The sequence below is a fragment of the Solirubrobacter deserti genome (assembly GCF_027587175.1).
Lineage (GTDB): Bacteria > Actinomycetota > Thermoleophilia > Solirubrobacterales > Solirubrobacteraceae > Solirubrobacter > Solirubrobacter deserti.
The window spans coordinates 1-26,519 of sequence record NZ_JAPCID010000051.1; the positions used below are offsets into that span (position 1 = coordinate 1).

The following is a 26,519-nucleotide window of genomic DNA, read 5'->3' on the forward strand; positions in this document are numbered from 1 at the left end:
CGCGGGGCGGGACCGGGGTCCCGGCGGCCGCCGCCACGCGCCCCCGTCCAGGCCTGGCCCGCGCCGCGGCGGCCGCCCTCGACGCCGCCGAGCGCGTCGCCGCGGATTCGCCACCCGCACCCGCCGCGGGCTCGCCGGCCGCCCGCGCCATGGGCTCGCCGGCGGCCCCCGTAGGGTCGTCGTCGGCCGCCCCCGTCGCGCCGGCCCTCGTCAGCGTCGGCTGCCGGTTCGTGTGCTCGGGGCCGGGCGAGCGCTTTCTCCATCCCGCGCTGCTCGCGACGCTCGTCTACCGGTACGGGCCGCCGGACGCCGACGCGGACGTGCCGGTCGCGCGGCTGATGATCAACGGGCAGTGCACGGCGGTGCGGCGGCAGGCGCTGCTCGAGGCCGGCGGGTACCGCGAAGCGGCCGGGCACATGACCGACGACGCGGCGTTCGCGCGCGGCCTCGCGCGGCGCGGGTGGCGGGTCGCGTTCCACGACGGCGGCGGGCTGATCGACGTCGACATGTACGACGGCGCGGCCGAGACCTGGCGGGAGTGGGGGCGCTCGATCGCGCTGCCGGACGTCACCTCGCCGGCGTGGCGGGCGGCGGATCTCGCCGTGGTGTGGCTGACGCTCGGGCTGCCGTGGGTGCGGCTCGCGGCGCGGCGGGCGACGCGGCTCGATCTCGCGTTGCTGGCGCTGCGGCTGGCGATGGCGGGCGCGTTCGCTCCCGCCTACGCGAAGCGAGGCGCGCCGTACTGGCTGTCGCCGCTGGCCGACCTCGCCGCCGCAGTCCGGCTCACGTGGTCGGTGGTGCGCCCGGCGCGGCGCTGGCGGGGACGCGCCTACGGGTGACGAACAGCACGCCGATGAACGTCATCAGCGCGCCGATCGCGGCGACGTGCTCGATCGGGTCGGTCACGTACAGCACGAACGGGAAAGCGCCCACGGCGGCGCGCGCGGCGTACTTGAACGCCGCCGCGAGCGTGATGACGATCGCCAGCGCGCCGCAGATCCCGGCGGCGAGCGGCGAGAGCGCGAAGGCGCCGCCGACGAAGCACATGATCGACTTGCCCCCGCGGCTCGGGTGGGGGACCGGGAACGCGTGACCCACCATGGCGCCGGCGACCGCGGCGAACGCGGGCCAGTAGCCGAACGCGAGGTGCGCCGCCGCGGCGGGCACCAACGCCTTCGCGCCGTCGCCCACGAACGCGGGCCAGGCGCGGCGGGCGCCCAGGTGGTCGAGGGCGTTCCAGGCGCCCGGGTTGCGGTCGCCCACCGTGAGCAGGTCGACCCCGTGCCGGCGCGCGACCAGCAACGCGACCGGGATCGCGCCGCACAAATAGCCCACCAGGGCTGCTAGTCCGTATTCCATCCGTGCCCGTCGCCTCGTTCCACCTCGTTCGCTACCCCGGAATCCGCGACGGTCTCCCCTACATGGCCTGGGACCGGCCCGTGCTGGGCCGTGTCGAAGGCTTGCGCTTCTTCCGCCTGCTCGGCACCGGCCGCGGCAGCACGATGACGCTGTCGGCGGACTTCCGCCGCTGGGCGCTGTTCGCGGTGTGGGACGACGACGCCGCGCTCGACGCCTTCCTCGCCGGGTCGGAGATCGCCGCCCGCTGGCGCGCGGCGGAGCACTACACGGTGCGGCTCGCCCCGGTCCGCGCGCACGGCGCGTGGAGCGGAGAGAACCCGCTGGCGGGCGGGGCGAGCGACGGCGGGCTGGGGGCGACGAGCGGCGACGGCGCGGCCCAACCTGTCGCGATCCTCACGCGCGCTGCGATCCGGCCGCGGCGGCTCGTCGCCTTTCATCGTGCCGTGCCCGGCCCTGCACGCACGCTGCACGACGCGCCCGGCCTGCTCGCTTCGGTCGCGATCGGCGAGCTGCCCGTGCTGCGCCAGGCGACGTTCTCGCTCTGGCGCGATCTCGATGCGGCGAAGGGGTACGCGTACCGCAACGCGGCCCACGCGGCGGTGGTCAAGCGGACCCGCGCGGAGGGCTGGTACTCGGAGGAGCTGTTCGCGCGTTTCGTGCCCTATGGCGCGGAGGGTACGTGGGACGGGCGTGACCCGCTGAGCTGACGGGCGACGCTGCGCCCGCCGAGCGTGACGAGCGGCAGGCCGCCGCCCGGGTGCACGGTGCCGCCGGTGAGCCACAGGCCGTCGATGCCGCGGATGCGGTTGCCCGGCCGCAACATCGCGCCGAGCCGGCCGTGCGGGGCGGCGCCGTAGATCGGGCCGCCGAGGTCCTGCGGCGTCACGCGCTCGACGACGCTCGGCTGCACGCCCAGCCGCTCGACCGCGGCGGCCTGGGTGGCGTCCCAGTCGGCGGGGGAGGCGGGCGCGTTGACGAGCACGAACCAGCCCTGCTCGGGCGGCGCGCACACGTACAGGGTCGGGTCCTGCGGCATGCGGCGGTGCGTGAAGATGTCGTCGAACTCGGCGTCGTAGTCGCGCGGGAACAGGATGCGGTGGTGCGCGGGCGCCGGATCGCACACGCCGAGCAGCAGCGCGAGCCCCGACAGCGACGGCGTGCGCCGCCGCGCGGGCCGGCCGAGCAGGCGCGTGCGCACGACGCGCTCGTCGACGTCCGTGACGACCGCGTCCGCGGCGAACGCGCCGTCGCCGGTCTCCACGCCGCGCACACGGCCGTTCGCGACGGTGATCCGCTCGACGGGTGTGTTCAGGCGCAGCTCGCCGCCCAGCGCCTCCAACCGCCGCGTCATCGCCAACGGGATCGCGTACATCCCGCCGCGCGGGTGCCAGGCGCCGAAGGCGTGCTCGACGTACCCGGCCGTCGCGAGCGCCGCGGGCGCGCGCCGCGGATCGGCGCCCGCGTAGGTCGCGAAGCGCTCGATCACCATCCGCAGCCGCGGGTCGCGCGCGGTGGCGCGGGCGAGGTCGCGCAGCGTCCACCACGGCTTCACGCGCAGCGCGTCGCGTGGGTCGGGCGGCGGCTCGCCCGGCGCGGGCCGGCGCGGCGGGAACGGCGGCGGCCCGGTCAGGAAGCGCTCCGACGCCCGCCACATGGACGCGCACACGCTGAGGAAGCGCATCCAGTCCGCGCCCGCGCCCGGCGACCACGCCTCCAGCGCCGCGAGCGCGCGCGGCAGGTCGGCCGACAGCTCGAGCACCGACCCGTCCGCGAACTCGTACCGCGTGACCGGCTCGACCCGCTCGAGCTCGAGCCCGAGGTCCTCGAACACCCACGGCATCGTCAGCAGCGAAGGTCCGGCGTCCCACACGAAGCCGTCCCGCTCGACCCGCCCGCACTTGCCGCCCGGCGCGTCCGCGCGCTCGAACACGGTCACCGCGTGCCCCGCACCCGCGAGCTCGATCGCGGCGGCGAGCCCGCCGACGCCTGCTCCCACGACCGCGACCTTCATCGGCGCAGCGCCGGCGCCGCGAACGCGCCCATCGCGAGCCCGCCGGCGAGTGCGACCACCGGCCGGCGCCAGATGAACGCGTTGGCGATCGCCTCGCCCGCCCAGGTCCACGCGTACAGGGCCACGGCGCCCGCGTCGTCGCCGGACGAGCCGCCCTCGCGTTCGAGCGCCGCGAAGGCCGCGAACACGCCGAGGCCGGTCACGAACCAGCCCGCGAAGTTCGACGCCGGTACGCCCTCGTAGCGGCCGCCGCCGGGCCAGGACCAGTAGCCCTCGCGGACCATGCGCGGGTCCAGGTAGACGTCCCACGCCGTCAGCGCACCGGCGGCGAGCGGCACCCGCGCGGCCGGATGCCGGGAAAAGCGCCCCGCGACGGCCCACGCCGGCCGCGCCATCATCGCCCACGCCGCGGCGGCCAGCACGGGCACCCCGCGCACGCGCGGCCCGAGCTGCTCCGAGTACGAGTAGTGCCCGAACGGCTTGCCCGTCGCGACCCCCACGAGCTCGGCGCCGAAGCCGATCGCGCCCGCGGCCAGCACGGGCCCCGGCCGGCGCGCCTCGGCGAGCGACGTCGCGAGCATCAGCCCCACGATTCCCCGCGTCGCCGCCGGCGTACGGCGGGAGCGCCCGTACGCGATCTGGGCGGCCGCGAGCGAGCCGAACAGCGCTGGGAAGAGCCGCGGCCGTGCCAGCCTGTCGCGCGCCGTGGCGAGCGCCTTCACGCGCGCCACGCCGCGCGCGCGGCGATCTTCAACTTGCGCGACCGCGGCACGATCGCGCGACCCGGGCGGACCCCGTAGCCCTCGACCTCCAGCTGGCGCAGCAGCTCGCGGTACATGTTGGCGGCGGCGAGGATCGCGCGGCGCCCGCGCCGGAGCTCGCCGATCCCCGCGATCCCGCGGTCGTACAGCGCGTCGGCGCGCGGGATCTGGTCGCGCAGCAGCGCCTCGCGGCGACCCGGCTCGAGCGAGCCGAAGCGGTCCAGCGTCGAGCGGGCGAAGTAGATGCGGCCGTTGGCGACGTCCTCGTCGATGTCGCGCAGGATGTTCGTGCGCTGCATCGCCATGCCGAGGGCGGCCGCGGCCGGGCGGGCTCGCTCGAAGTCGTCTGTGCCCAACACGGCGGCCATCACGACCCCGACGGTACCGGCGACGCGGTAGCAGTAGCGGTCCACGTCCTCCTCGGTCTCGTAGACGGCGCCGGTCAGGTCCTCGCGCATCCCGGCGCAGAAGTCGGCCAGCGCGTCGCGCGGCAACGCGTGCCGGCGCTCGAGGTCCGTGAGGATCGTCGTCTCCGGCGTGACCACGGGCTCGCCGGCGGCCCACAGCTCCACCGCGCTCACGCGGTCGGCGGCCTCGGGGCGGCCGTCGTCGACGAGGTCGTCCAGCGTGCGGAACACCAGGTACAGCAGGTAGACGTCGTCGCGCACGTCGCGCGGCAGCAGCCGGCACGCCAGCGCGAACGTGCGCGCGACCTGCTTGGTGGTCGCCCGGGCCTCGTCGAGCACGGCGCTCAAGCCCGGACCCCCGCGTCCGCCGCGACCAGCTCGCCGGTGACGGCCGCTCCCATCAGCACGCCGGGGATCCCCGCCCCCGGGTGCGTTCCCCCTCCGACGTGGTAGAGCCCGCGCACGCCCGGCACGCGGTTCGGCGCGCGGAAGTAGGCGGACTGGTGCAGCGTCGGCTCGACCGCGAACGCGTTGCCGTCCACGGCGCCGAAGCGCGACGCGAAGTCCAGCGGCGTCATCCGGTGCTCCACCCGCACCGAAGCGTCCAGCCCGGAAAGCCCGAACGTCGTCTCCATGTCCCGCACGAGCCCGTCCCGCAACCGGTCCGCAGCGCTGGCCCAGTCCACGCCCGCCCGCAGGTTCGGGACCGGCAGCAGCACCGCCAGCGAGTCGCCGCCGGGCGCCGCCATCGCCGGCTCGGTCCGGGCCGGGGCGTGCACGTAGGTCGAGTAGGTGGACGGGAGCCCGCGCCCGCGCGTGACGTCCCGGATGAATTCCCGGTATTCGTGCCCCACGAGCAGCGTGTGGTGCAGCAGCGCGTCGAACTGCCGGTCGCACCCGAGGTAGAGCAGGAAGGCGGACATCGTCGGCGTCAGCCGCCGCCGCGGCGAGCGCCGCCCGAGGAGCTCGTGGGGGCGCAGCACGTCGGCGTTGGTCACGGCCACGCCGGGCCGGACCCGTTCGCCCGCCCCCCGCCACACCGCGCGCACGCCGCCGGCGCCGGTCTCGATCCGCTCCACACGAGCACCGCAGCGCACGTCCAGCGGCCGCGCCATCGCCTCCACGAGCGAGTACACGCCGCCGTCCGTGTACCAGCCGCCGTCCAGCAACTGCAGGTACACGAGCGCGCCGTAGATCGCGGGCACGCGGTACGGGTCGCCGCCGATGAACAGCGAGTGGAAGGAGAACGCCTCACGCACGCGTGGATTGCGGAAGTGGCGGGAGACGAACGCGTGCAGCGGCAGCACGGCGCGCAGCCGCACCATCGCCGGCACGAGCGCGGCGAACGACAGCGGCGACGGGAACGCCTTCTGCCCCGCGGCCAGCAGCCCTTCCTCGTAGATCGGCTTCAGCGCGGCCAGGAAGCCGTCCAGCGCCTTCGCGTCCCGCTCGTCGAAGCGCGCGATCTCCGCGCGCAGCGCGTCCACGTCCGAAAAGAAGTCCAGGTGGCGCTCCTCGCCCGCCCAGCGGATGCGGTAGAGCGGGTCCAGCCGCCGCATCCTCACCTCGGACCACAGGTCGAGCCCGCCCGCCGCGAACGCCTCCTCGAGCACCCACGGCATCGTGATCAATGACGGCCCGGTGTCCCACGTGAAGCCGTCAGCGCGCAGACGCGCGGCCCGGCCGCCCGGTGCGGAGCCCTGCTCCAGCACCGTTACGTCGAAACCCTGGCCCTGGAGCCTCAGCGCCACGGCCAGGCCACCCAGGCCCGCCCCGATCACCACCGCGCGCGTTCCCCGCGAGAGCGAAGTCACCGTCATCGACCTTTCTACGGTGCCCGAGCCGCAGACGGATGCATCGGGCGGTGAACAATCCGGCGACCGCCGCCGCGGCGCCTCCCATCGCGTCCAGCCAGAAGTGGTTCGCGGTGGCGATGATCACGACGACGACCAGCGCCACGTACAGCACCGCGCCCACCCGCAGCGTGCGCGAGCGGACCAGTGCGAACACGACACCCGCCGCCACGCAGGCGAACGCGACGTGCCCGCTCGGCATCGCCGCGTACGGGCTCTGCACGGAGTGCGCGAGGGAGTCGGCGCTGGTCCCGTAGACGGTGGCGAGCGTGTCGGAGAAGCCGAGCTCCGGCGCCATCCGGGGCGGCGCGACCGGCCACGCCAGGTAGCCGACGACGGTGAGCAACTGGGTCGCGACGAACGTGTCGCGCGCCAAACCGAACGCGTGCGGGCGCTCGAGCCGCGCCCACACGAGCGCGCCGATCGTCGCCGGCACGTGCACCCACACGTAGAACAGGCCCGCGGCCGTCATCAGCGCCGGCCGGTCGGCCAGCCACGCGTGCCAGCCGGGCTCGAACAGCAGCCCGAGCGAGCGCTCGACGTCCGCGAGCGCACGCGTCCTGCCCAGGGGTGCCTCGTCCGGCGCGAGCAGGGCCACGAGGGGGCACAGCGCGAGCGCGGCGAGGACGACAGCCGCATCCCGCACCAACTTCATTGCGGCCGGGGCTACCCCGGGACAGGCTCACGCAATGTCCTTCAGCGCTTGCGGTACCAGTTCGGCGATGTGTTGGGCGGCGGCACGAGCGGCGTCGGCGTCTTGGCCACCAGCACGGAAGGCTGGCCGGTGTCGACGTGCCGGGCGAGCGCCTCGCCGAAGTCGTCCTCGAGCCCGAACACGGTTTCCGCCCACACACCGAACGACGCCGCCATGGCCTCGAAATCCGGCGTGTGCAGGTCGACGCCGAACGTCTCGGTGCCCGCGCGAACCTGGTCGTAGCGCAGCATCCCGTAGCCGCCGTCGTCCACGATCACGGCCGTCAGCGGGATCTGCTCCTGCGCCATCGTGGCGAGCTCGCCCGCGGCGAACAGGAAACCGCCGTCGCCCGACAGCGACACCGTCGGGCCCGTGCCGGCGAGCGCCGCGCCGAGCCCTGCCGGGAACGCGTAGCCGAGCGTGCCCCAGCCGAGCGGAACCTGGAGCCGGCGGGGCGCGGCGGGCGTGAAGAACCCGGCCATCCAGTAGCCGGGGATGCACATGTCGACGACGATGTTGGCCTCGGCGGGAACGGCGAAGCGCATGGCGTCCAGAAAGCGCAGCGCGGCCGCGTCGAGGCCCGTGCAGGCCTGCGCGCGGGCGGCGGCGAGCTCGAGCGCGCCCTCGCGCGGCTTGACCTGCTCGGCCAGTTGGGCGGCGACCGCGGCGTCGCCGGGGACGAACACGTCCGCGCGGTAGTTCGTCGGCTCCTCGAGGGAGATCGCGATCAGCGTCTCGGGCTGCGGCTGCGCGAAGTTCTGCGTCTGGACGCCGTCGAGGTCCGAGCCGATCGCGACGATCACGTCCGCCTCGTCCCATAGCCGGCCCGCGGCCTCGACGTGCGGCGGGAGCCCGACGAGGTTCGGGTGCCCGGGCGGCAGGACGCCGGCCGCGCCGTAGGTGGTGAGCACGGGCGCTGCGAGCTTCTCGGCCAGCGCGCGGACCGCCCCGGCCGCGTCGCGGGCGCCGCCGCCGGCCCAGATCAGTGGACGCCGCGCGCCGTCGAGGGCCGCGACCACGCTGGAGAGGTCGTACGCGTCCTCGGCCAGGGCCACCGCGAGTGGGTCCCCCTCGGGCACCTCGGCGGCCAGCAGATCCGTGGCGATCTCCAGGTACGCGGGCCGGGTCGGCGCGCTCGTCGCGCTGCGCACTGCGGCCGCGGTGGCGTTCGCGACCTCGCCCGCGCTGCACCCGAGGTGCACGGACTTCACGACGGGCGCGAACATCGCGGCCTGTCCGTCGGTCTCGTGCAGGACGCCGCGGTACTCGCCGGGGCGGCGCAGGCCGCTCGGGATGTCGGTCGCGATCACGAGGATCGGCGAGCGGCTCGCCCACGCCTCCCCGACCGCGCCGAGCGTGTTCGCCGCGCCTGGCCCGGTGGTCGTGATCGCCACGCCCAGCCTGCCGGTCGCCCGCGCGTAGCCGTCGGCGGCGTACGCGGCGGCCTGCTCGTGGCGGACCCCGACGAGCCGGATCGAGGACTCGCGCAGCGCCGCCCAGAGCGCCAGGTTGTGGACTCCCGGTAACCCGAAGCAGACGTCGACCCCCGCCCGCTCGAGCTCCTCGACGATCACCTGCGCACCCGTGGACATGCTGCGGACCGTACCGCTCAAGTCGCGGGTGCGGCGGCCGATGGCGAATGCTGTGACCCGTCTTCCTCACGCGATCTTCGCCTGCCTGTTCGCGGGGCTCGCGGTCTTCGCCCTCACCGGCGACCTGGTCGTCCGCGACGCCGTCCAGCTGGTCGCGATCGCGCTGATGGCGGTGCAGGCCGTGCGCCGCCCGGACGCGCGGGTCGCGTGGCTGTTGCTGACGGTCGCGAACACCAGCTGGGCGATCGGCGACCTCGATCCCGAGCGCCTGAACGCGTGCTTCCTCGTGTCCTTCGGCTTCGCGCAGGCGGGCCTGGTGACGCTCGCCGCGACCCAGATCCGCAGCCGCTGGCTCGCGCTGGACGGCGTCATCGCCGGCCTCACGGCCGCCGCGATCCTGACCGCCTACGTCAGCGACTCACTCGTCGGGCTCGGGCTGCGCGTGCCGGCCACCGCGCTCGCCGGCGACGCCATGATCGTCACGACGATCCTGCTCGCGTTCGCCGTCAACGGCTGGCGGCCCGCGCGCGCCTGGTGGATCATCGCCGTCGGCGAGACGTTCCTGGTGGTCAACGACCTCACGCTCACGAACCCGCTCGCGCCGGCGCGGACCACGCTGCTGCTGTGGGCCGCGGCGCTGGTGCTCACGTCCTACGCCGTCTTCTTTCCGTCAGCCCCGCGCGGCCAGCGCGTCGGTGGCGTGGTCGCCGCGGCCGTGCCCGTCACGGGCGGCGCGGTCTGCGTCGCGCTGCTCATGCACGCCGCGCTCACCGGCGGGAGCCCGGTCACGGTGTGGCTGGCGGGCGCGGCGCTGTTCGTCGGTCTCCTCCGCACCGGGTTCCTGCTGCGCGAGAACCAGCGGCTCGTGCGCAGCGCGCGCGAGGAGGCCGTCACCGACAAGCTCACCGGGCTGCCGAACCGGCGCGCGCTGACCGATGACCTGGACGCCGCCATCGCCGCGCGCACGCCGCACACGCTCGCGTTCTTCGACCTCGACGGGTTCAAGGAGTACAACGACGCCTTCGGCCACGCGGCCGGTGACGCGCTGCTGCAGCGGCTCGCGCCCAAGCTCGCCGGCGTCGGTCGCGCCTACCGGCTCGGCGGCGACGAGTTCTGCCTGCTGACCGACGAGGCGCCTGCGACGGCCCGCGCCGTCACGGCGCTGACCGAGGGCGACATCACGGCGTCACACGGCGTCGTGGCCATCCCGGGCGAGGCCGACACCGCCGCCGACGCGCTCCGGCTCGCCGACGAGCGCATGTACGCGCGCAAGCGCCGCCGGCGCGCCGGGCAGGCCGACGCGCTCATGCGGATGCTGGCCGAGCACGGCATGGACGCCGAACGCGCTGCGCAGCTCGCGGGCGAGTTCGGGCGCCGCTCGCTCAGCGCGGCTTCCGGCGCGCGCTGAGCTGGCGCTGCACCTGGGCGATCTGCTTGCGGCCCTGCGGGCTGCGGGCGTAGGACATGGCGCGGTTCATGGCCCGGCGCCCCTGAGGCGTGCGGGCGAACTTCATCAGGGTGTTCAGCAACGGCATGTCTCCAGGCTGCCCAAATCGCATGAAGGCCAGCCAAAGCCGAATCGCCCAGGGGCCCTGCGGCAAACCTTGACACAACTCTGTCAAGGTCTCGCTACACTGGCCCGCAGTGGACGCGCTCACGATCAACGAAGCGGCTGAGACCACGGGCTGGAGCCCGCGGATGCTTCGCTACGTCGAGCGCGTCGGGCTCCTGGAGCCCACCCGCTCGGCCGCGGGCTACCGGCTGTACGGCCCGGCCGAGCTGCAGCGTCTGCGCACGCTGCGCGAGCTGCTGGACGAACACGCCATCGGGCTCTCCGATCTGGCGTTCGCCTTGCGGCTGCGCCGCGACGACGAGCTCCGCCAGGCCACGGACGCCTGGCTGGAGAGCGAGGCCCAGCGCCCGGACGACGTCGCGTCGTCCGACTGGCTGCGCTTCGAGCAGGAGAAGCACGAGAAGCTGCTCGCCGCGCTGGCGCGCCGCATCGAAACCCCCACCCCGGAGACCGTATGACCGCCATCGAGACGACCGACTACAAGGTCGCCGACATCGGCCTTGCCGCTTTCGGCCGCAAGGAGATCCAGCTCGCCGAGCATGAGATGCCCGGCCTGATGCAGACGCGCGCGGAGTTCGCCGACGCGCAGCCGCTCAAGGGCGCGCGCATCACCGGCTCGCTCCACATGACGATCCAGACGGCCGTCCTGATCGAGACGCTCGTCGCTCTTGGTGCTGAGGTCCGCTGGGCCTCGTGCAACATCTTCTCGACGCAGGATCACGCCGCGGCGGCCATCGCCGAGGCCGGCATCCCGGTCTTCGCCTGGAAGGGCGAGACGCTCGAGGAGTACTGGTGGTGCACCGAGCAGGCGCTGACGTGGCCTGACGGCGAGGGCCCGAACATGATCCTCGACGACGGTGGCGACGCGACGCTGCTCGTCCACCTGGGCGTCGAGTACGAGGCCGCCGGCGCCGTGCCGGACCCGTCGACCGCCGACAACGACGAGCACCGCATCATCCTCGAGACGCTCACGCGCAACCTGGCCGAGGACAACCAGAAGTGGACGCGCGCCGCGGCCACGATCAAGGGCGTGACCGAGGAGACCACGACGGGCGTGCACCGCCTGTACGAGTTCGCCAAGCAGGGCAAGCTGCTCTTCCCGGCGATCAACGTCAACGACTCGGTCACCAAGTCCAAGTTCGACAACCTCTACGGCTGCCGCCACTCGCTGGTCGACGGCCTCAACCGCGCGACCGACGTCATGATCGCCGGCAAGGTCTGCGTCGTGCTCGGCTACGGCGACGTCGGCAAGGGCTGCGCGGAGGCGCTGCGGGGCCAGGGCGGCCGCGTCATCGTCACCGAGATCGACCCGATCTGCGCGCTGCAGGCCGCGATGGAGGGCTACCAGGTCGCCACGCTCGAGGACGTCGTCGAGTACGGCGACATCTTCATCACGACGACCGGTAACAAGGACGTCATCTCCGCCGCGCAGATGCAGCGGATGAAGCACCAGGCGATCGTCGGCAACATCGGCCACTTCGACAACGAGATCGACATGGCCGGCCTGGCCAAGATCCCGGGCATCGAGCGGATCGAGATCAAGCCGCAGGTCCACGAGTGGCGCTTCCAGGACGGCTCGACGATCATCGTCCTGTCCGAGGGCCGCCTCCTCAACCTCGGCAACGCGACCGGCCACCCGTCGTTCGTGATGTCGAACTCCTTCACGAACCAGACGATCGCCCAGATCGAGCTGTTCACGAAGACCGAGGAGTACGAGAAGTCGGTCTACGTGCTCCCGAAGCACCTCGACGAGAAGGTCGCGCGCCTGCACCTCGACGCGCTCGGCGTGCGTCTGACGGAGCTGTCGCCCGAGCAGGCCGCCTACATCGGCGTGCCGGTCGAGGGCCCGTACAAGCCGGATCACTATCGCTACTAGGCCTTCAGGGCTATTGCGTATCGACTGGGCGGACGGGCAGATGCCCGTCCTCCGGTCGATCCGTGAGCGGTTCGCCCGCGAGAAGCCCCTGGACGGGCTGACCGTGGGTCTGTGCCTGCACATCACGTCCGAGACGGGCGTGCTGGTGCGGGCACTGAAGGCGGGCGGGGCGGACGTGGTGCTGGCCGCGTCGAACCCCTATGCGACGCAGCACGACGTCGCCGCCGCCCTGCGCGACTCCGCCGACGTTCACGCCGGGCCGCCGGAGGCCTGGGCCGAGGACGTGGCGTCCGTGGCCGCGCGGGCCCCGCGGATCGTCCTCGACGACGGCGCGGACCTGCTGTCGGCGCTGCACGCCGTCCCCCAGCTGCTCGAGGGGATGCTGGGCGGGACCGAAGAGACCACCACCGGTCTCGCGCGGCTGCGCGCGATGAACCTCACCGTCCCGGTCTTCGCGGTCAACGAGGCGCGCGCCGAGAAGGCGCTCAACGATCGCTTCGGCACGGGCCAGTCCGTGATGGACGGCATCCTGCGCACGACGAACATCCTGCTGGCCGGGCAGACCGTCGTCGTGCTGGGCTACGGCTGGACGGGGCGGGGTGTGGCCTTGGCCGCGCACGGCCTGGGCGCGACCGTGATCGTGTGCGAGGTCGACCCGCTGCGCGCCCTGGAGGCGCGCATGGAGGGCTTCGCCGTCATGCCCGCGCTGGACGCCGCTGCGCGCGGGGACGTCTTCATCACCGTGACGGGCGGCCAGGACGTCCTGCGCGGCGAGCACTTCGCGGTGATGAAGGACGGCGCCGTGCTCGCCAACGCGGGGCACTTCGACGTCGAGATCTCGCTGCCCGATCTGCGCGAAGCGGCGGTGTCGGTGCGGGACGTGCTGCCGCTGGTGCAGCAGTACGACCTCGGCGGGCGGCGGCTGAACCTGCTGGCCGGCGGCCGGGTCGTGAACCTCGCCGCCGCCGAGGGGCACCCGGCGGCAGTCATGGACGTCTCCTTCGCGCTGCAGGCGCTGGCCGCCGAGGCGCTGGCGCGCGGCTCGTTCGAACCGGGCGTGCATCAGGTCCCGGACGCCATCGAGCGCGAGGTCGCCGCGTTGAAGCTGGCGGCGCTGGGCGTCGAGATCGACGAGCTGACGCCCGAGCAGGCCGCCTACCGGTCGCTCACATCGCCACCGCTCGGCCGCTGACGCGGATCTCCGGCTCGGTGCCGATGGTGATCGTCAGCAGGCTCGGGCGGCCCATGTCGACGCCCTGGTGGACGGTCACCGTCGCGGGCGCTTCGATGTTGCCCGTCTCGCGCAGGTAGTTGCCGAACGCGGCCGCCGCCGCGCCGGTCGCCGGGTCCTCGACGACCCCGCCGATCGGGAACGGGTTGCGCGCGTGGAAGGTGGTCGCGTCCTCGCGGTGGACGAGGTCGACCGTGATCAGGTCGAGGTCGAGCATCAGCTGCTTGAGGGCCTCGAAGTCGTAGTCGAGGTCGGCGAGGCGCTCGCGGGTCTTGGCCGCCAGGACGAGGTGGCGGGCGCCGGCGTAGGCGATCTTCGGCGGCAGCGCCGGGTCGAGCTCGCGCTTGTCCCAGCCGAGGGCGTCGAGCGCGGTGCCCAGCACGTCCTCGGGGACGTCTTCGGTGTGGGGCTTCACGCTCGTCAGCGTGGCGGTGATGGCGCCGTCGGTGCCTTCGGTGTGCACGGGGATGGTGCCCGCCTGGGTGTGGAAGACGAGCGTGCCCGTGCCGTCGCGGTCGGCGAGCGCGACGCCGGTCGCGATCGTCGCGTGCCCGCAGAACGGGACCTCGGCCTCGGGGGCGAAGTAGCGCACGTCGTACTCATTGGGGGTGTCGCGTGCAACCACGAAGGCGGTCTCGCTGTAGCCCAGATCGGCCGCGATCTTGAGCATCTGGGTCTCGTCGAGCCCGCGCGCGTCGAGCACGACGCCGGCGGGGTTTCCGCCCTCCGGGGTGTCGGTGAAGGCGGCATAGCTCAGGATCGCGGTCATGCGGTCGATCGTGGCAGCGCGGTGATCGCCGTTCGGTACGGCTGGCTCGTCATCACGAATCTGTAACCGCCGGCCAACGTTCGGTTATGTCTTGTTGAACGACGGTCAACAAGGAGAGATTCGATGCAGGACCGCGAGACGACATTCCTCTTGGCCCGGCCCGAGCGGTGGCTGCTGCGGGCGATCGCTCGGCGGCTGCCCGGCTTCGTGCGGCCGGACCATCTCACCGTGCTGGCGCTGGCGGCGGCGGTCGCCTTCGCCGTCGCTGCGGCCACCGGCCACTTCTGGACGGCCGCGGCGCTGCTGGTCGTGCACTGGTTCGGCGACTCGCTGGACGGGACGCTCGCGCGCGTGCGCCGCGCCGAGCGACCGCGCTACGGCTACTACGTCGACCACCTCGCGGACGCGTTCGCGACGGTCGCGGTCGGCCTCGGCCTCGGGCTGTCGACGTCGATGCATCTGTGGGCCGGCCTGGTGCTCGTGATCGTCTACCTGGCGCTGTCGATCAACTCGTACCTGGAGACGCACGCGTTCGGGCGCTTCTCGCTCGGCTATGGGCGGCTCGGGCCGACCGAGGCGCGGATCGCATTGATCGCGCTCCTGAGCGCCGTCGCGCTGGGCGCTGAGGTCTCGTGGCTCGGGCTGACGCTGCTCGACCTGGTCGCGCTCGGCGGCGCGGCCGTCATGGGCCTCGCGCTGCTCGCGCGCGCGTGCTCGAACCTGAAGGCGCTCGCCGCGCGCGAGCCCTACACGGTGCCGTAGCGCTCGTCGCGCTCGTCGGCCTCGTCCGCCTCCGACAGCATGCGGATGAACAGGTACGCGAGCGCGACCCCCATCACCAGCGACTGCTCGAGGGCCATCAGCACGCCGGCCACCTGCTGGTCCTCGAGCGCGGTCAGGCCCCAGCGGGTGCCTTCGAACCCGTAGATGTCGTAGAGCAGGCTCGGCGCGAAGCCCAGCAGGATGCCGAGGAAGCCGACCGCGATCTTCGTGATCGCCATGTACAGCACCGGGCCGATCCCGCCCAGGCGCAGCCGCGAGCGGATCGGCGACAGCAGGTGCCACCAGTACAGCGCACCCGCGGCGGCGAACGTGAGGTGCTCGAGCGTGTGGATGAAGCTGTTGGAGAGCGCGGCCTCGTACATGAACGGGATGTGCCAGATCCACATCGCGCCCGCGTAGGCGATCACGCCGAACCACGGGTGCCCGAACGGGCCCGCCTTGCGCTCGAGCGTGTGGATGCGGCGCGTGACCGGGCGCAGGATGTGCTTCGTGAGCGCGACCGTGAGGCAGATCGGCACCAGGTCGGCGAGGATCAGGTGCTGGACCATGTGGAACGTTGCGAACTGCTCGCCGAGCCGGTCGATCGGCGAGATCAGCGCGACGAACAGCAGCGCGATGCCGAGCAGCCACAGCGCCAAGCGCCCGTAGCCCGCCGCGCGCGGCCCGCCCTCCCGGCGCGACGTCCGCCACCGCGCGACATACACGTACACGTACGCCGCGAGCGCGATGAGGATGATCGGCGCGAAGTTCCAGCCGGCATCGACCGGCTCGGCCTGCCCGAACAGAGTTGGCACGAACACCGCGCAAAATTGTGACGAAGCCCGTGCTGACCCGTGACACGGTTGCCACGAACATGACCCGACGATGTCGTGGCTCGCGGAAATGGTCGCTCTGGTCGCGCCGCCGGGCTGCCCTGCGTGCCGGCGCGCGCTGGCCCGCGCCGAGGAGCGCCTGTGCGCGACGTGCACCCGCGCGCTGCCCTGGCTCGCGCCCGGTTGCCCGCGCTGCGCGCTCCCGCGCCATCGCGGCACGGACTGCCCGGCCGCGGCGGCGTCCTTCTCGCGCGCCTGGGCGCCGCTCGCCTACCAGGGCGTGGCGCGCCGGCTCGTCGCGGCGTTGAAGTTCCGCGCGGCCCTGCCGGTCGCGGACCTGATGGCGGCGCAGATGGCCGCGAACCTCCCCGCGGCCCTGCGCGGCCTGGACGTGGCGCTCGTGCCCGTGCCGCCCCAGCCCGCGCGGCGCCGCTCACGCGGCTTCGATCCAGCGGGCGTCCTGACGGCCGCGCTCGCACGCCGGCTGACGCTGCCGGTCGCGCCGTGCCTGGTGCGCGAGGACCGCGCGGAGCGCCAGGTCGGCGCGAGCGTCCGCACGCGCCGGGCCGAGAACCGCATCCTCGTGCGCGTGCGCGCCTCGCCGCCACCGCGCGTCGTGCTCGTCGACGACGTCCACACGACCGGCGCGACGCTGGACGCGTGCGCCCGCGCGCTCGTGGCCGACGGCGTGCTGGTGGTGGCCGCGCTCAGCTACGCGCGCACGCTGTGAGGCGCGCGGGGCCTACGCGATCGCGCGGCCGGTCTCGTCGGCCCACTCGAGCGCGGCGCGGTAGGCGCCGGCCATCGTGGGGCGGGAGTCGGTCGAGGGCAGCGTCGGGAACTCGCCGCGCTCGTAGGAGGCGACCGCGGCCAGCAGCTCGCCCTTCGGGCCTTCGTGGCGCAGCAGGGCGGCCTGGATCTCCTCGGTGAACGGGAGCGACTCCAGCACGTCCGCCATCGGCATGTCCAGCAGCGCGTCGGCGACCGAGAACAGGCCGATCGTGAAGAGCATCTCGCGCTCCTCGTTGCTGGACTGGCCGGCGAGGATCTCGCACATGTGCGCGCGGCGCAGACCCAGGGCGATCAGCTCGTCCGGCGTGTCCGGGATCGAGGCGAGGACCATCACGGTCGCCCACCGGGAGACCGTGCGCACGCCGAGCAGCGACAGCGCCTCGTGCACGGACGACACGTTGCGCGGCAAGGAGAAGAACGCGCTGTTGACGTAGCGCAGCAACTTCAGTGACAGTCCGACATCGGACGAGATGATCCGCTCGAGGTCCTCGAACGACACGTCGCCCGTGGACAGCTCGGCGAGCCGGCGCAGCGCGCCCAACCCCGCGGTGGCCACGCCGCGGTGCTTGAAGGTGCGCGGCTGGGCGAAGTACTCGCCCTGGAAGTAGGTGAAGCCGAGCGCCTTACAGCGCTCGAAGGCGGCGTAGTCGCCGACTTCGGTCGCGACCAGCAGCGCGCCCTGCATCCTGGGGATGCGCAGCACGCGCGGCAGCTCGTCGACCGACAGCCGCGACACGTCGACGCGCACGATCGAGCACAGCGACATGAGCTCCTCGACGTTGGTCGTCATGTCGCCCTCCCACTCGTCCAGGGCGATCGTGTAGCCCTGGCGGGACAGGCGCTGCAGGATCTGCAACAGGTCGTCGCGCGCGTGATACGCCTTGACCTGCAGCACCGCACGGTCGGGGCGCACCGGCGGCGGGCCGATCTCGACCAGGAAGTTACGGGCGATCGTGACCCACGCGGGGTGGCGGCCGGCGAGCGTCTCCAGGCCGATGTCGCCGAAGGCCTCGACGAGCAGGGCGGACGTGGCCTTCGCGTCCATCGACGGGTCGCCGAGGTCGATCGAACCGCCGAAACGCAGCTCATAGCCCACGACGACGTTGCGTGCATCGGCGATGGGATGGCGGACGACGGCTACTTCTTGGCGGCCGGCCCGTCCGGAGGCGTCGGCTGGCACGGAGATGGCCACAAGCTACATGGTCGGCCGCATGCGCCTCGGGCTTGAGGGGGTATGGTTCACAAGAAGTTGACCCCGACAGAGGAGTCCCATGCAAATCGAGGTTAAGGGACGCAACCTTCAGGTCACGGACGAGCTCAGGGAGTACGCCGAGAAGCGATTCGCGAAGATCGCCAAGCAGGTGTCCGACCTGGCCGAGCTCGATCTCGAGGTGGCCGACGAGAACGTCCCGGGCGACCCGATAGCGGCGGAGGTCGTACTCCGGCTCAAGGGCACGGAGTTGCGCGCCAAGGAGGTCTCCAAAGACCCCAAGCACGCCGTGAACCTCGTCGCGGACAACTTGGAGCGCCAGGTCAAGCGCCACCGTGACAAACGCCGCGGCCGGCGCGAGTCGAGGGCCGCCGTGGACTCCATGCGCACCGCTGACACGGCCCTCGAAGAGGCGTCCTAAAAGCGCGTAACCGCTTCATAGTCGGAGGGCGCCCGACCGCTAGGCTAGGGAGCTATGTCCATCCTCGAGCGCGCCCTCCGGCTGGGCGAAGCGAAGCAGTTCAAGGCCTACGAGAAGCGCGTTGAGCGCATCAACGCGTGGGAGGCCGAGATCGAGCAGCTCGAGGACGACGAGATCAAGGAGCGCTTCGCCGAGCTGCGGGAACGCGTCCAGGAGGAAGGGGAGAGCCTCGACGAGGTCCTGCCCGAGGCGTTCGCGCTCACGCGCGAGGTCGGCCGGCGCAAGATGAACATGCGTCACTTCGACGTGCAGCTGATCGGCGGCATGGTGCTGCACGGCGGGTCGATCGCCGAGATGCGCACCGGCGAGGGCAAGACCCTCACCGGCACGCTCGCGGTCACGCTCAACGCGCTCGCGGGCAAGGGCGTGCACGTCGTCACGGTCAACGACTATCTGGCGAGCCGTGACGCGAACTGGATGCGGCCGATCTACGAAGGCCTGGGCCTGACCGTCGGCATCCTCCAGAACAACCAGCCCTACGAGGAGAAGCGCGCGGCCTACGCCGCCGACATCACGTACGGCACGAACTCCGAGTTCGGCTTCGACTATCTGCGCGACAACATGGCCACGACGCTGGAGGAGAAGGTCCAGCACGGCGGCCGCATCGGCGAGGACGGCAAGCCCGTCGCGATGCACAACTTCGCGATCGTGGACGAGGTCGACAACATCCTCATCGACGAGGCCCGTACGCCGCTGATCATCTCCGGCGCGCCCGAGCAGGCCGCGGACCTCTACGAGCGCTTCGCCAAGCTCGCCCCGATGATGGAGCCCGGCAAGAAGCCGGACGGCATGGACCCGCGCGCCAAGAAGGAGTTCACGGCGGACTACGACTACGAGTTCGACGAGAAGCACAAGACGATCTCGGTCACCGAGCGCGGCGTGGCGAAGGCCGAGAAGTTCCTCGGCATCGACAACATGTACCGCGCCGAGAACGGCACGCTGGTCAACCACCTGCACCAGGCCCTGAAGGCCGAGTCGCTCTACAAGAAGGACGTCGATTACGCCGTCGTGGACGGCGAGGTCAAGATCATCGACGAGTTCACGGGCCGGATCCTGGACGGCCGCCGCTGGTCGGAGGGTCTGCACCAGGCCGTCGAGGCCAAGGAGGGCGTGCACGTCCGCGAGGAGAACCAGACGCTCGCGACGGTCACGCTGCAGAACTACTTCCGCATGTACGACAAGCTCGCGGGCATGTCGGGCACGGCCCTGACCGAGGCGACCGAGCTCAACAAGATCTACAAGGTCGGTGTCGTGGAGATCCCCACGAACCGCCCGATGATCCGCAAGGACCAGAACGACCAGATCTACAAGACCAAGGAAGGCAAGTGGCGCGCGGTCGTACGGGAGATCCAGGCCCGCCACGACGCGCAGCAGCCCATCCTGGTCGGCACGATCTCCGTCGAGGTCTCCGAGCTGCTCTCGGCGCGCCTGCGCAAGGTCGGCATCCCGCACACGGTGCTCAACGCCAAGCCGGAGTTCGCCCAGCGCGAGGGTGAGACGATCGCCGAGGCGGGCCGCCCCGGCGCCGTCACGATCGCCACCAACATGGCCGGCCGCGGCGTGGACATCAAGCTCGGCGGCAACCCGGAGCACCTCACGCAGATCGAGCTCAACAAGCTCGGCCTGCGCCCCGGCGACCCCGACTACGACGACCGCTTCGCCGACATCCTCCCGAAGATGGAGGAGCGCGTCGAGGCCGATCGCCAGATCGTCGAGGAGGCCGGCGGCCTCTACATCATCGGCACCGAGCGCCACGAGTCGCGCCGCATCGACAACCAGCTGCGCGGCCGCGCCGGCCGCCAGGGCGACCCGGGCGAGTCGCGCTTCTTCCTGAGCGCCGAGGACGACCTGGTGCGCCTGTTCGCGGGCGACCGCATCTACCGCATCCTCGACCGCCTCGGCCCGAAGGACGACTCGGGCGAGGAGGAGCCGATCGAGGCGAAGATGCTCACCAAGCAGATCGAGGGCGCCCAGCGCAAGGTCGAGGAGCAGAACTACCTCATCCGCAAGCGCGTCCTCGAATACGACGACGTCATGAACCAGCAGCGCGAGGTCGTCTACAAGTACCGCGACGAGGTCCTCGAGGGCCGCGACATGAGCGAGGTCGCGCGCGAGCAGATCGAGGCCGTGATCGGCCGCCTCGTGGACGAGTACACGCCGGGCGACTTCGTCGACGACTGGGACCTCGAGGAGCTGTGGGTCCAGCTCGAGCAGATCTACCACGTCGACTTCGGCGCGGAGGAGATCGACCGCTCGCAGACCGACCGCGAGCAGCTCAAGCGCCTGCTGGTCGACGACGCGATGGGGCTCTACGACGAGCGTGAGGAAGAGCTCGGCGAGGAGCTCATGCGCGCGCTCGAGCGCTACCTCGTGCTGCAGATCATCGACCAGCGCTGGCGCGAGCACCTGTACGACATGGACTACCTGCGCGAAGGCATCCACCTGCGCGGGTTCGCGCAGATCGAGCCGCTGGTGGCCTACAAGAACGAGGCCTTCACGCTGTTCGAGGACCTGATGAACTCCATCTGGTCCGACTTCGCGCGGATGATCTACAACGTCCAGGTCGAGGTCCAGGGGCCCAACGGCGACGGGTCACCGGTGCCGGATCCCGCCGCCCCGCAGCCGGAGTTCGCCCCGCCGCCGCAGATGACGAGCGGGATGGGCGCGCTCGCCTACTCCGGTGGCACGCTGGACGACCAGCCGAGCGCCTACGGCGAGCCGGGCGAGCCGCCCGCCGAGGAGGCGCCGCCCGTGGTGGCGCAGCGCCGCGTCGACGCGCACGAGACGATCGGGCGCAACGACCCGTGCTGGTGCGGCTCGGGCAAGAAGTTCAAGAAGTGCCACGGCGCTTAGCGCCGCGTCGCTTGCGCGGCTGAACCACCGGGTCGGTCGCGCGCGCGCCGTTCAGGGTGTGTCGCATGAGGGCCTGGACGTTGATCGGGTACATGCGACGCAGTCTGTGCGCCGGCGAGCATAACTTCAAATAATCGTTCTTACGTCGCGATAAGCTGCGCTTCTATGGACCCGCGCCGCGTGCTGACGTTCCGGGCGGTCGCGCACGAGCGGTCGTTCAGTGCCGCCGCCCGCGCGTTGTCGCTGACCCAGCCGGCGGTGTCGCAGCAGGTGGCGGCGCTGGAGAAGGAGGTCGGCGCCCGGCTGCTGGATCGCGAGAACGCGATGGCGCTGACGGCGGCCGGCGAGGTCCTGCTCGCACACGCGGACGCGATCGCGGAACGCTTCGCGCTCGCCTCGCGCCAGCTGGGGGAGCTCACGGCGCCGGGCCGGCTGCGGATCGGCGCGTTCCCGAGCGCGCTGGCCGCGTTGGTGCCGCAAGCCGCGACCCGGATCGGACAGGTCACCTTGGAGGAGGGCTCGACGCCCGAGCTCGCGGAGCGCGTCCGCCGCGGCGAGCTTCATCTCGCGGTCGGCTTCCAGGACGCGGCGCAACCGCGGCGCGAGCACGACGGCGTCGAGCGGCTGGACCTCGTGCGCGAGTCGTTCGTCGCGGCGCTCCCGCCGGACCACCCGCTCGCGGCGCGCGAGGAGATCTCGCTCAGCGCGCTCGCCGACGAGCCGTGGGTCGCGCCCAGCGGCGACAATCTGATCGCCCGGGCCTGCCGAGCCGCGGGCTTCGAGCCGCGCCTGGTGATGATCAGCCGCGACCCGCTCGCCAATCGCGCGCTCGTCACGCAGGGCATGGCCGTGACGATCATGCCGCGGCTGCTCGCACGCGAGTTCACGGGCGTCGCGCTGCGCCCGCTCACCGACCCGCCGCAGCGCGACCTCTACGTGCTCCTGCCTCCCGGCGGGCGGCACCCGCTCGCCGAGGACGCCTATCGCGCGCTGCGCGAAGTAGCCTCCGAGCTGTCGTGAACGGACGCCTCCTGATCACTTGCCATGACCGGCACGGCATCGTCGCCGCCGTCGCCGGCTTCCTCGCCGCCTCCGGAGCCAACATCGTCAGCTCCGACCAGCACTCGACCGACCCCGAGGGCGGCGAGTTCTTCATGCGCATGGAGTTCAACCTCGCCCACGGCGACCTCGACGCGCTCGGCCGAGCGTTCTCGCAGGAGGTCGCGGAACGCTTCGACATGCGCTGGCGCCTCACCGACGGCTCCATCCCGAAGCGGATGGCGGTCCTCGTCTCCAAGGAGGACCACTGCCTCGTGGACCTGCTGTGGCGCCACCGCCGCGGCGAGCTCGACGCCACGATCCCGCTCGTCGCGTCCAACCACCCGGACTGGGCCAACGACGTGGGCACGTTCAACATCGCCTACCACCACCTCCCGTTCCCGAACGAGCCCGAGCTGATCGAGCTGCTGCGCGGGAACTGCGACCTCGTCGTGCTCGCCCGCTACATGCGCATCCTCAGCGCCGACTTCCTCGAGCAGGTCGGCGTCCCGATCATCAACATCCACCACTCCTTCCTGCCGGCCTTCGCGGGCGCGAACCCGTACCAGCGCGCCTACGAGCGCGGCGTGAAGATCATCGGCGCGACCGCCCACTACGTCACCGAGGAGCTTGACGCGGGCCCGATCATCGAGCAGGACGTCGCGCGCGTCACGCACCGCGAGCACGCCGACACGATGGTCCGCCTCGGCCGCGACATCGAGCGCACCGTGCTCGCCCGCGCCGTCAAGGCGCACCTCGACGACCGCGTGCTGATCTACGGCAACCGGACGGTGGTCTTCTAACAGCGCGTCGCCGCGCACGCGCGCGCTCGGCTGGAGAAGACGCGCAGCGTCGTCGCCGAGCGGTTGTCGCTCAGGCGCGTCTCGGCCGTGGACGTGTGCACCGCGACGCGGTTGACGACGCGGCCGAGCAGCGGCGTCGTGTAGGTCGCGTGGAGCGTGACGCGCTGCCCGGGCGCGAGATCCCCGAGCCGGCAGCGCAGTGGCCGCGTGCCGCGGCAGCGCACGCCGGGCGGCGCCTCGACGTTGACCACGCGGTGCGTCGGCGGCTGCAGCTCCTCCGCGACCACGTCCTCCGCGGTCACCGTCCCGGTGTTGGTCACGACCACCGTGGAGCGCGCCGGCCGGCCGCGCACGACCGCGCTCGGAGAGACGCGCTTGGTGATGCGCAGGTTGGTCCGCGGGTTGGCCTGCGAGGTCTCGCCGCGCCTGCCGCTGTCGCCGTCGCCGCCCTCACCGGGCGCATCGCCGGGCCGCCCCGGCGCGCCGCGCGCGAAGGCGTCCGTGAACGTGCACGACACGTCCGGCGTCTCGGCGGTCAGGCGCACGCGTACGCGGCCCTGCGCGCTGCCGAACGGCACGCCGTTACAGACGACGCCCTCGAGCCGCCAGGTGCCGTCTTCGCTGCCGGTCGGGGTGGTCTCCTGGATCTCATAGGTGCCGAGCGGCAGGCTGTCGGTCGTGTCGCCGGCGGCGGTTACGGGCACCTCCGGGCGCGCCGTGGACGCCTGCTGGTGGAGCACGACCGGCGGCTCACGGTCGACCGGGCGGATGTCGAACCCGGTCGTGCCGGTCGCGCCGGTCGTGACCTTGCGCAGCCGGATCGAGCCCTCGGCGACGAACTCGTTGATGAACAGGCACACCGCGCCGGCGCCCGGTCCGATCGGGACCCGCAGCGGATCGGTGAACGGCGTCACGATCCGCCCGTTGCAGCGCACGGCGCGGCGCTCCCAGTGCCCACCCGGCTGGGCCACGGGCGACTCGCCGATCTCGTAGCGCCCGGTGGCAGAGGCGGCAGCCGCTCGTAGACCGGCACGTCGACGGCTGTCGTCGTCACCGGCGCCTCGGCCTGCAGACCGGGGCCGCGGATCAGGAAGTCGGTGCGCCCAGCCGTCCCGCGCGTGGCCTTGCCCACCGTGAGGCCGCTCGGTGCCGGCTCCAGCCCGTTGCGGTACGTGCACGTCACCGTGTCGCCGGCGGCGAGCGCGATCTCGGCGTCCGCGCTCTCGGCCGGCACCCCGATGCGGCTCGCCCCGGTCTGGGAGACGCAGCTGTGGTCGATCAGCGCCCAGCCCGGCTCCGCGATCTCGTGCAACCGCCACGGCGTTCCGCCGGCCGACACGGCTGCGCGGTAGAACGTCTGAGCCGAGGGACGGCCGGGCGCGGCGGTCAGCGCGAAGCGGCCGTCGGCGTTGAAGGAGAGGTTGCCCTCGAACTGGAAGCGGTGCTCGGCGACGTCGGGCGGGGCGTCGAGCTGTTTGCGGACGACGATCGTGCCGCTCGTCGGCGGCGGCGTGACGTAGTAGGCGAAACAGAACACGTGCCGCGCGCCGAGTGGGTACGCGATGTACTCGACGTTGTCGCCGTTGTAGTTGTCGATCGCGCAGCGCAGCGCACCGAAGCCGTACTGGCTCGGGTACGGGCCGTTCAAGATCGGGTCGGCGGGCGTGCCGCCCTGCAGCCACAGCGTGCGCCGCGCCGCCAGGTCGGCTTCCGCGCCCGACAGCGAGAGCGTGACCGCGCCGCGAGCGTGCGACCGGTGCTCGCGCCCGCCGCGTTCAGGAGCGGCACGGACTCGCGCGTGACGATCGAGTCGCTGAACGCTCCCGTGACGATCGACAGCGACCCCACGGCCCGCTGATGGCCCGCGACCGGTAGTTCGTCCCGAGCGTGAAGCGCCAGTCGGGCAGCGGCCGGCACTGCGGCTGGGCGTTCGCCTCCACGTCCGGATCAATGGGCTGCCCCGAGCGGTACGGCGTGTTCGGGCCGAGATCCTGCAGGCTCTCCTGGATGTCGTTGCGCGCGAGGTTCGCGGCGATCGCGGCGTAGCTCGGGCACGCGCGGGCGGCGAAGGTGACCGACAGCCGCGCCTGGGCCGACCCGGGCACGACCAGAACGGCGAACAAGGTGAGCACCATCCACCTCACGCAATCAGCATAAGCCCAGATCGCTCAGTATGTCTAGCCGTCGACGACCAATGCGTCGAGGGGTCCGAGCAACCTGCGCGAGCGGCGGGACACACCGGGCAGCTTGACGAGGTGATGCGTCATCGCCGCGCCCGCGCGCCGTCGCTCGAGCTGCTCGCTCGCGATCGGATGCCACGCCTCGTCGATGAGCGTCGTGGGGTCGCCCGAAGCGTCCTCGCGCTCGAGGTGCTCGCGCCACAACGTCTCCCGGGTCGCGCGGGCGAGCGCCGGGTCGCACGTGACCACGTCGACCTCGGTGTCGTTGAACAGCGAGTGCTCGTTGAGGTTCGCGGAGCCGACGGCGAGCCACTCGTCGTCGACGATCCCGATCTTGGCGTGCACGTACAGCGGGCCGGACTTCTCGCCCGAGCGGGACATGATCGTCGCGGCCAGGAAGTGCTTGCGCCCGTCGTCGGCGGCCACGAGCCGGCCGAGCATCCCGCGCGTGTCGTCCTGCCCGTTGTTGGCGCGGTGCGGGAGCAGGACCACGACCCGGAACTCGGGTGACGGGGGGTTGCGCAGCTTGGTCTCCAGGATGTGGACGATCTCCGGCGACCACAGGAACTGGTTCTCGAGGTAGATCAGCCGCTGCGCGCTGCGCAGCGCCCGCACGTAGGTCTCCAGCACCGAGAACTCGCCGCGCGGGAGCACGCGGTACGCGCCCTCGGGGACCGTGCGGACGAACTGCACCTCGGTCTCGCCCGCGGCGGGGACGTCGGTCGGCAGCTCGATCGCCTCCTTCGCGGTCGCCTCCCAGCGCATCGCGAAATGCGCGGCGACGTCGCGCACGATCGGCCCGCGCAGCAGCGCGGTCGCGTCGTGCCAGCCGATCTCCTCCTTGTACTCGTGCGCGTTGGTGTCGTAGCGGTCGCCCGCGAGCGTCGTGAGGTCGATGCCGCCCACGAACGCGAGCTCGTCGTCGACGATCACGAGCTTCTCGTGATGGCAGTGCATCAGGCGCGTGCACGAGTCCAGCTGGCACTGGATCTTCGTGCCCCGCACCAGCCGCTCGCGCGCGGGCCGCACCGCGCCCCGGCGGGGCTGGAAGACGGGCACGGGCGCGCCCGCCCACACGATCACCCGCACCGGCACGCGCTCGGCGACCTCGCCCAGCAGCTCGCGCACGCCGGTCGACTTGCGCGGGCCGGGATCGAAGTCGGGCTCCAGGTGCCAGGAGCACACGTGGACGTGACGTTGCGCGCCACGGATCGCCTCCGCCATCCGCGGCAGCGCGTTCGCGCCGTCGATCAGCAGCTCCATCGAGTTGCCCATCCGGGGCGGCGCCCCGGTCTGTGCCCACAGCCCGGGGGTGGCGGGGGCGACGGCCCGCAGCTGGCCGTGGCGGCGCATCCGGCGCATGTGGTGGTGGATCATCGCCTGCTCGATCCCGCCGCCCACTGCTGCGTCGAAGCGATCGAGAACCCTCATACGAGACCGC

At 72.5% G+C, this 26,519-nt stretch carries 27 protein-coding genes; 12 read left to right on the top strand and 15 right to left on the bottom strand.

The genetic code is table 11. The annotated features are described in order from the left end of the window. The coding region (locus tag OJ962_RS26715) for a glycosyltransferase (RefSeq protein ID WP_270006722.1) at nt 1–839 on the top strand (839 nt) is incomplete at its 5' end. Here OJ962_RS26715 and OJ962_RS26720 read toward each other — a convergent pair. Further along, nucleotides 784–1,335, bottom strand: a complete 552-nt coding sequence (locus tag OJ962_RS26720) for a glycerol-3-phosphate acyltransferase (protein ID WP_202956869.1) — start codon at nt 1,333–1,335, stop codon at nt 784–786. The genes OJ962_RS26715 and OJ962_RS26720 overlap by 56 nt on opposite strands. 86 nt (nt 1,336–1,421) lie before the next feature. Between OJ962_RS26720 and OJ962_RS26725 the strand changes: the two genes are divergently transcribed. After that, nucleotides 1,422–2,066 carry a hypothetical protein gene (locus OJ962_RS26725; RefSeq protein ID WP_270006723.1) on the top strand — a complete coding sequence of 215 codons (645 nt, stop codon included), beginning with the start codon at nt 1,422–1,424 and terminating at the stop codon, nt 2,064–2,066. On the opposite strand, the gene OJ962_RS26730 is transcribed toward OJ962_RS26725, so the two are convergent. The 6 genes from OJ962_RS26730 to OJ962_RS26755 are packed head-to-tail and all read right to left on the bottom strand — an operon-like array spanning nt 2,021 to nt 8,677. Further along, entirely contained in the window at nt 2,021–3,370 is a 1,350-nt protein-coding gene (locus tag OJ962_RS26730) for a phytoene desaturase family protein (RefSeq protein ID WP_202956871.1), read from the bottom strand. The two genes, OJ962_RS26725 and OJ962_RS26730, sit on opposite strands and share 46 nt — an antisense overlap. Beyond that, entirely contained in the window at nt 3,367–4,092 is a 726-nt protein-coding gene (locus OJ962_RS26735; RefSeq protein WP_270006724.1) for a carotenoid biosynthesis protein, read from the bottom strand. The genes OJ962_RS26730 and OJ962_RS26735 overlap by 4 nt, the downstream gene beginning before the upstream one ends. Further along, nucleotides 4,089–4,877 carry a phytoene/squalene synthase family protein gene (locus OJ962_RS26740; protein ID WP_270006733.1) on the bottom strand — a complete coding sequence of 263 codons (789 nt, stop codon included), beginning with the start codon at nt 4,875–4,877 and terminating at the stop codon, nt 4,089–4,091. The genes OJ962_RS26735 and OJ962_RS26740 overlap by 4 nt, the downstream gene beginning before the upstream one ends. 5 nt (nt 4,878–4,882) lie before the next feature. Beyond that, nucleotides 4,883–6,289: a phytoene desaturase family protein gene (crtI, locus tag OJ962_RS26745; RefSeq protein ID WP_270006725.1), complete on the bottom strand. Its 1,407-nt coding sequence runs from the start codon at nt 6,287–6,289 to the stop codon at nt 4,883–4,885. After that, nucleotides 6,198–7,046: a phosphatase PAP2 family protein gene (locus OJ962_RS26750; protein WP_238932065.1), complete on the bottom strand. Its 849-nt coding sequence runs from the start codon at nt 7,044–7,046 to the stop codon at nt 6,198–6,200. The genes crtI and OJ962_RS26750 overlap by 92 nt, the downstream gene beginning before the upstream one ends. 41 nt (nt 7,047–7,087) lie before the next feature. After that, nucleotides 7,088–8,677 (bottom strand): thiamine pyrophosphate-binding protein, encoded by a 1,590-nt coding sequence (locus OJ962_RS26755; protein WP_202956875.1) that lies wholly within the window; start codon nt 8,675–8,677, stop codon nt 7,088–7,090. A 52-nt stretch (nt 8,678–8,729) separates the two neighbouring features. On the opposite strand from OJ962_RS26755, the gene OJ962_RS26760 reads away from it, so the two are divergent. Then, nucleotides 8,730–10,085, top strand: coding sequence for a GGDEF domain-containing protein (locus tag OJ962_RS26760; protein WP_202956876.1), 1,356 nt, complete (start codon nt 8,730–8,732; stop codon nt 10,083–10,085). Here OJ962_RS26760 and OJ962_RS26765 read toward each other — a convergent pair. Then, nucleotides 10,060–10,212: a hypothetical protein gene (locus OJ962_RS26765; protein ID WP_202956877.1), complete on the bottom strand. Its 153-nt coding sequence runs from the start codon at nt 10,210–10,212 to the stop codon at nt 10,060–10,062. The genes OJ962_RS26760 and OJ962_RS26765 overlap by 26 nt on opposite strands. A 109-nt stretch (nt 10,213–10,321) precedes the next feature. Between OJ962_RS26765 and OJ962_RS26770 the strand changes: the two genes are divergently transcribed. Genes OJ962_RS26770 through OJ962_RS26780 form a run of 3 tightly spaced genes read left to right on the top strand, consistent with a single transcriptional unit; the run spans nt 10,322 to nt 13,318 of the window. Further along, nucleotides 10,322–10,708: a MerR family transcriptional regulator gene (locus tag OJ962_RS26770; RefSeq protein ID WP_202956878.1), complete on the top strand. Its 387-nt coding sequence runs from the start codon at nt 10,322–10,324 to the stop codon at nt 10,706–10,708. Beyond that, nucleotides 10,705–12,126 (top strand): adenosylhomocysteinase, encoded by a 1,422-nt coding sequence (ahcY, locus tag OJ962_RS26775; protein WP_202956879.1) that lies wholly within the window; start codon nt 10,705–10,707, stop codon nt 12,124–12,126. The genes OJ962_RS26770 and ahcY overlap by 4 nt, the downstream gene beginning before the upstream one ends. After that, complete coding sequence (locus tag OJ962_RS26780) at nt 12,110–13,318, top strand: adenosylhomocysteinase (RefSeq protein WP_202956948.1); 1,209 nt, start codon at nt 12,110–12,112, stop codon at nt 13,316–13,318. Before ahcY ends, OJ962_RS26780 begins: the two co-directional genes overlap by 17 nt. Here OJ962_RS26780 and OJ962_RS26785 read toward each other — a convergent pair. Continuing rightward, on the bottom strand, nt 13,293–14,126 hold the full coding sequence (locus OJ962_RS26785) for a PhzF family phenazine biosynthesis protein (RefSeq protein ID WP_202956880.1): 834 nt from the start codon (nt 14,124–14,126) through the stop codon (nt 13,293–13,295). The genes OJ962_RS26780 and OJ962_RS26785 overlap by 26 nt on opposite strands. A 123-nt stretch (nt 14,127–14,249) precedes the next feature. On the opposite strand from OJ962_RS26785, the gene OJ962_RS26790 reads away from it, so the two are divergent. Beyond that, nucleotides 14,250–14,888, top strand: coding sequence for a CDP-alcohol phosphatidyltransferase family protein (locus tag OJ962_RS26790; protein WP_202956881.1), 639 nt, complete (start codon nt 14,250–14,252; stop codon nt 14,886–14,888). On the opposite strand, the gene OJ962_RS26795 is transcribed toward OJ962_RS26790, so the two are convergent. Next, complete coding sequence (locus OJ962_RS26795) at nt 14,873–15,709, bottom strand: cytochrome c oxidase assembly protein (protein WP_202956882.1); 837 nt, start codon at nt 15,707–15,709, stop codon at nt 14,873–14,875. The genes OJ962_RS26790 and OJ962_RS26795 overlap by 16 nt on opposite strands. Nucleotides 15,710–15,773: 64 nt before the next feature. Between OJ962_RS26795 and OJ962_RS26800 the strand changes: the two genes are divergently transcribed. Continuing rightward, nucleotides 15,774–16,451 carry a ComF family protein gene (locus OJ962_RS26800; RefSeq protein WP_202956883.1) on the top strand — a complete coding sequence of 226 codons (678 nt, stop codon included), beginning with the start codon at nt 15,774–15,776 and terminating at the stop codon, nt 16,449–16,451. Between the two features lie 12 nt (nt 16,452–16,463). Here OJ962_RS26800 and OJ962_RS26805 read toward each other — a convergent pair whose 3' ends face one another. Then, nucleotides 16,464–17,705 (bottom strand): EAL and HDOD domain-containing protein, encoded by a 1,242-nt coding sequence (locus OJ962_RS26805; protein WP_202956884.1) that lies wholly within the window; start codon nt 17,703–17,705, stop codon nt 16,464–16,466. Nucleotides 17,706–17,784: 79 nt separating this feature from the next. Between OJ962_RS26805 and hpf the strand changes: the two genes are divergently transcribed. From hpf to purU, 4 genes are all read left to right on the top strand, one after another. Then, a complete protein-coding gene (gene hpf, locus OJ962_RS26810; RefSeq protein ID WP_202956885.1) occupies nt 17,785–18,144 on the top strand; it encodes a ribosome hibernation-promoting factor, HPF/YfiA family in 360 nt (119 codons plus the stop codon). 54 nt (nt 18,145–18,198) lie between these two features. Continuing rightward, the gene (secA, locus tag OJ962_RS26815; RefSeq protein WP_202956886.1) at nt 18,199–21,057 is read left to right on the top strand and encodes a preprotein translocase subunit SecA; all 2,859 of its coding nucleotides are present in this window, start codon (nt 18,199–18,201) and stop codon (nt 21,055–21,057) included. Between the two features lie 165 nt (nt 21,058–21,222). After that, entirely contained in the window at nt 21,223–22,077 is an 855-nt protein-coding gene (locus OJ962_RS26820; RefSeq protein ID WP_202956887.1) for a LysR family transcriptional regulator, read from the top strand. Continuing rightward, entirely contained in the window at nt 22,074–22,898 is an 825-nt protein-coding gene (purU, locus tag OJ962_RS26825; protein WP_202956888.1) for a formyltetrahydrofolate deformylase, read from the top strand. The genes OJ962_RS26820 and purU overlap by 4 nt, the downstream gene beginning before the upstream one ends. On the opposite strand, the gene OJ962_RS26830 is transcribed toward purU, so the two are convergent. From OJ962_RS26830 to OJ962_RS26845, 4 genes are all read right to left on the bottom strand, one after another. After that, nucleotides 22,895–23,869 carry a DUF11 domain-containing protein gene (locus tag OJ962_RS26830; protein WP_202956889.1) on the bottom strand — a complete coding sequence of 325 codons (975 nt, stop codon included), beginning with the start codon at nt 23,867–23,869 and terminating at the stop codon, nt 22,895–22,897. The two genes, purU and OJ962_RS26830, sit on opposite strands and share 4 nt — an antisense overlap. Continuing rightward, nucleotides 23,809–24,546: a prealbumin-like fold domain-containing protein gene (locus OJ962_RS26835; RefSeq protein WP_202956890.1), complete on the bottom strand. Its 738-nt coding sequence runs from the start codon at nt 24,544–24,546 to the stop codon at nt 23,809–23,811. Before OJ962_RS26835 ends, OJ962_RS26830 begins: the two co-directional genes overlap by 61 nt. A 127-nt stretch (nt 24,547–24,673) precedes the next feature. Then, a complete protein-coding gene (locus OJ962_RS26840) occupies nt 24,674–25,042 on the bottom strand; it encodes a hypothetical protein (protein ID WP_202956891.1) in 369 nt (122 codons plus the stop codon). 33 nt (nt 25,043–25,075) lie between these two features. Next, the gene (locus OJ962_RS26845; protein ID WP_202956892.1) at nt 25,076–26,509 is read right to left on the bottom strand and encodes a phospholipase D-like domain-containing protein; all 1,434 of its coding nucleotides are present in this window, start codon (nt 26,507–26,509) and stop codon (nt 25,076–25,078) included. Between the last annotated feature and the right edge of the window lie 10 nt (nt 26,510–26,519).

Excerpts from the sequence above, each read along its gene's own strand:
- secA (WP_202956886.1), top strand. The coding sequence starts at position 18,199 with ATGTCCATCCTCGAGCGCGCCCTCCGGCTGGGCGAAGCGAAGCAGTTC.
- OJ962_RS26785 (WP_202956880.1), bottom strand. The coding sequence starts at position 14,126 with ATGACCGCGATCCTGAGCTATGCCGCCTTCACCGACACCCCGGAGGGC.
- OJ962_RS26800 (WP_202956883.1), top strand. The coding sequence starts at position 15,774 with ATGTCGTGGCTCGCGGAAATGGTCGCTCTGGTCGCGCCGCCGGGCTGC.
- OJ962_RS26755 (WP_202956875.1), bottom strand. The coding sequence starts at position 8,677 with ATGTCCACGGGTGCGCAGGTGATCGTCGAGGAGCTCGAGCGGGCGGGG.
- OJ962_RS26750 (WP_238932065.1), bottom strand. The coding sequence starts at position 7,046 with ATGAAGTTGGTGCGGGATGCGGCTGTCGTCCTCGCCGCGCTCGCGCTG.
- OJ962_RS26820 (WP_202956887.1), top strand. The coding sequence starts at position 21,223 with ATGGACCCGCGCCGCGTGCTGACGTTCCGGGCGGTCGCGCACGAGCGG.
- OJ962_RS26765 (WP_202956877.1), bottom strand. The coding sequence starts at position 10,212 with ATGCCGTTGCTGAACACCCTGATGAAGTTCGCCCGCACGCCTCAGGGG.
- hpf (WP_202956885.1), top strand. The coding sequence starts at position 17,785 with ATGCAAATCGAGGTTAAGGGACGCAACCTTCAGGTCACGGACGAGCTC.
- OJ962_RS26730 (WP_202956871.1), bottom strand. The coding sequence starts at position 3,370 with ATGAAGGTCGCGGTCGTGGGAGCAGGCGTCGGCGGGCTCGCCGCCGCG.
- OJ962_RS26845 (WP_202956892.1), bottom strand. The coding sequence starts at position 26,509 with ATGAGGGTTCTCGATCGCTTCGACGCAGCAGTGGGCGGCGGGATCGAG.
- OJ962_RS26725 (WP_270006723.1), top strand. The coding sequence starts at position 1,422 with ATGGCCTGGGACCGGCCCGTGCTGGGCCGTGTCGAAGGCTTGCGCTTC.
- OJ962_RS26790 (WP_202956881.1), top strand. The coding sequence starts at position 14,250 with ATGCAGGACCGCGAGACGACATTCCTCTTGGCCCGGCCCGAGCGGTGG.
- ahcY (WP_202956879.1), top strand. The coding sequence starts at position 10,705 with ATGACCGCCATCGAGACGACCGACTACAAGGTCGCCGACATCGGCCTT.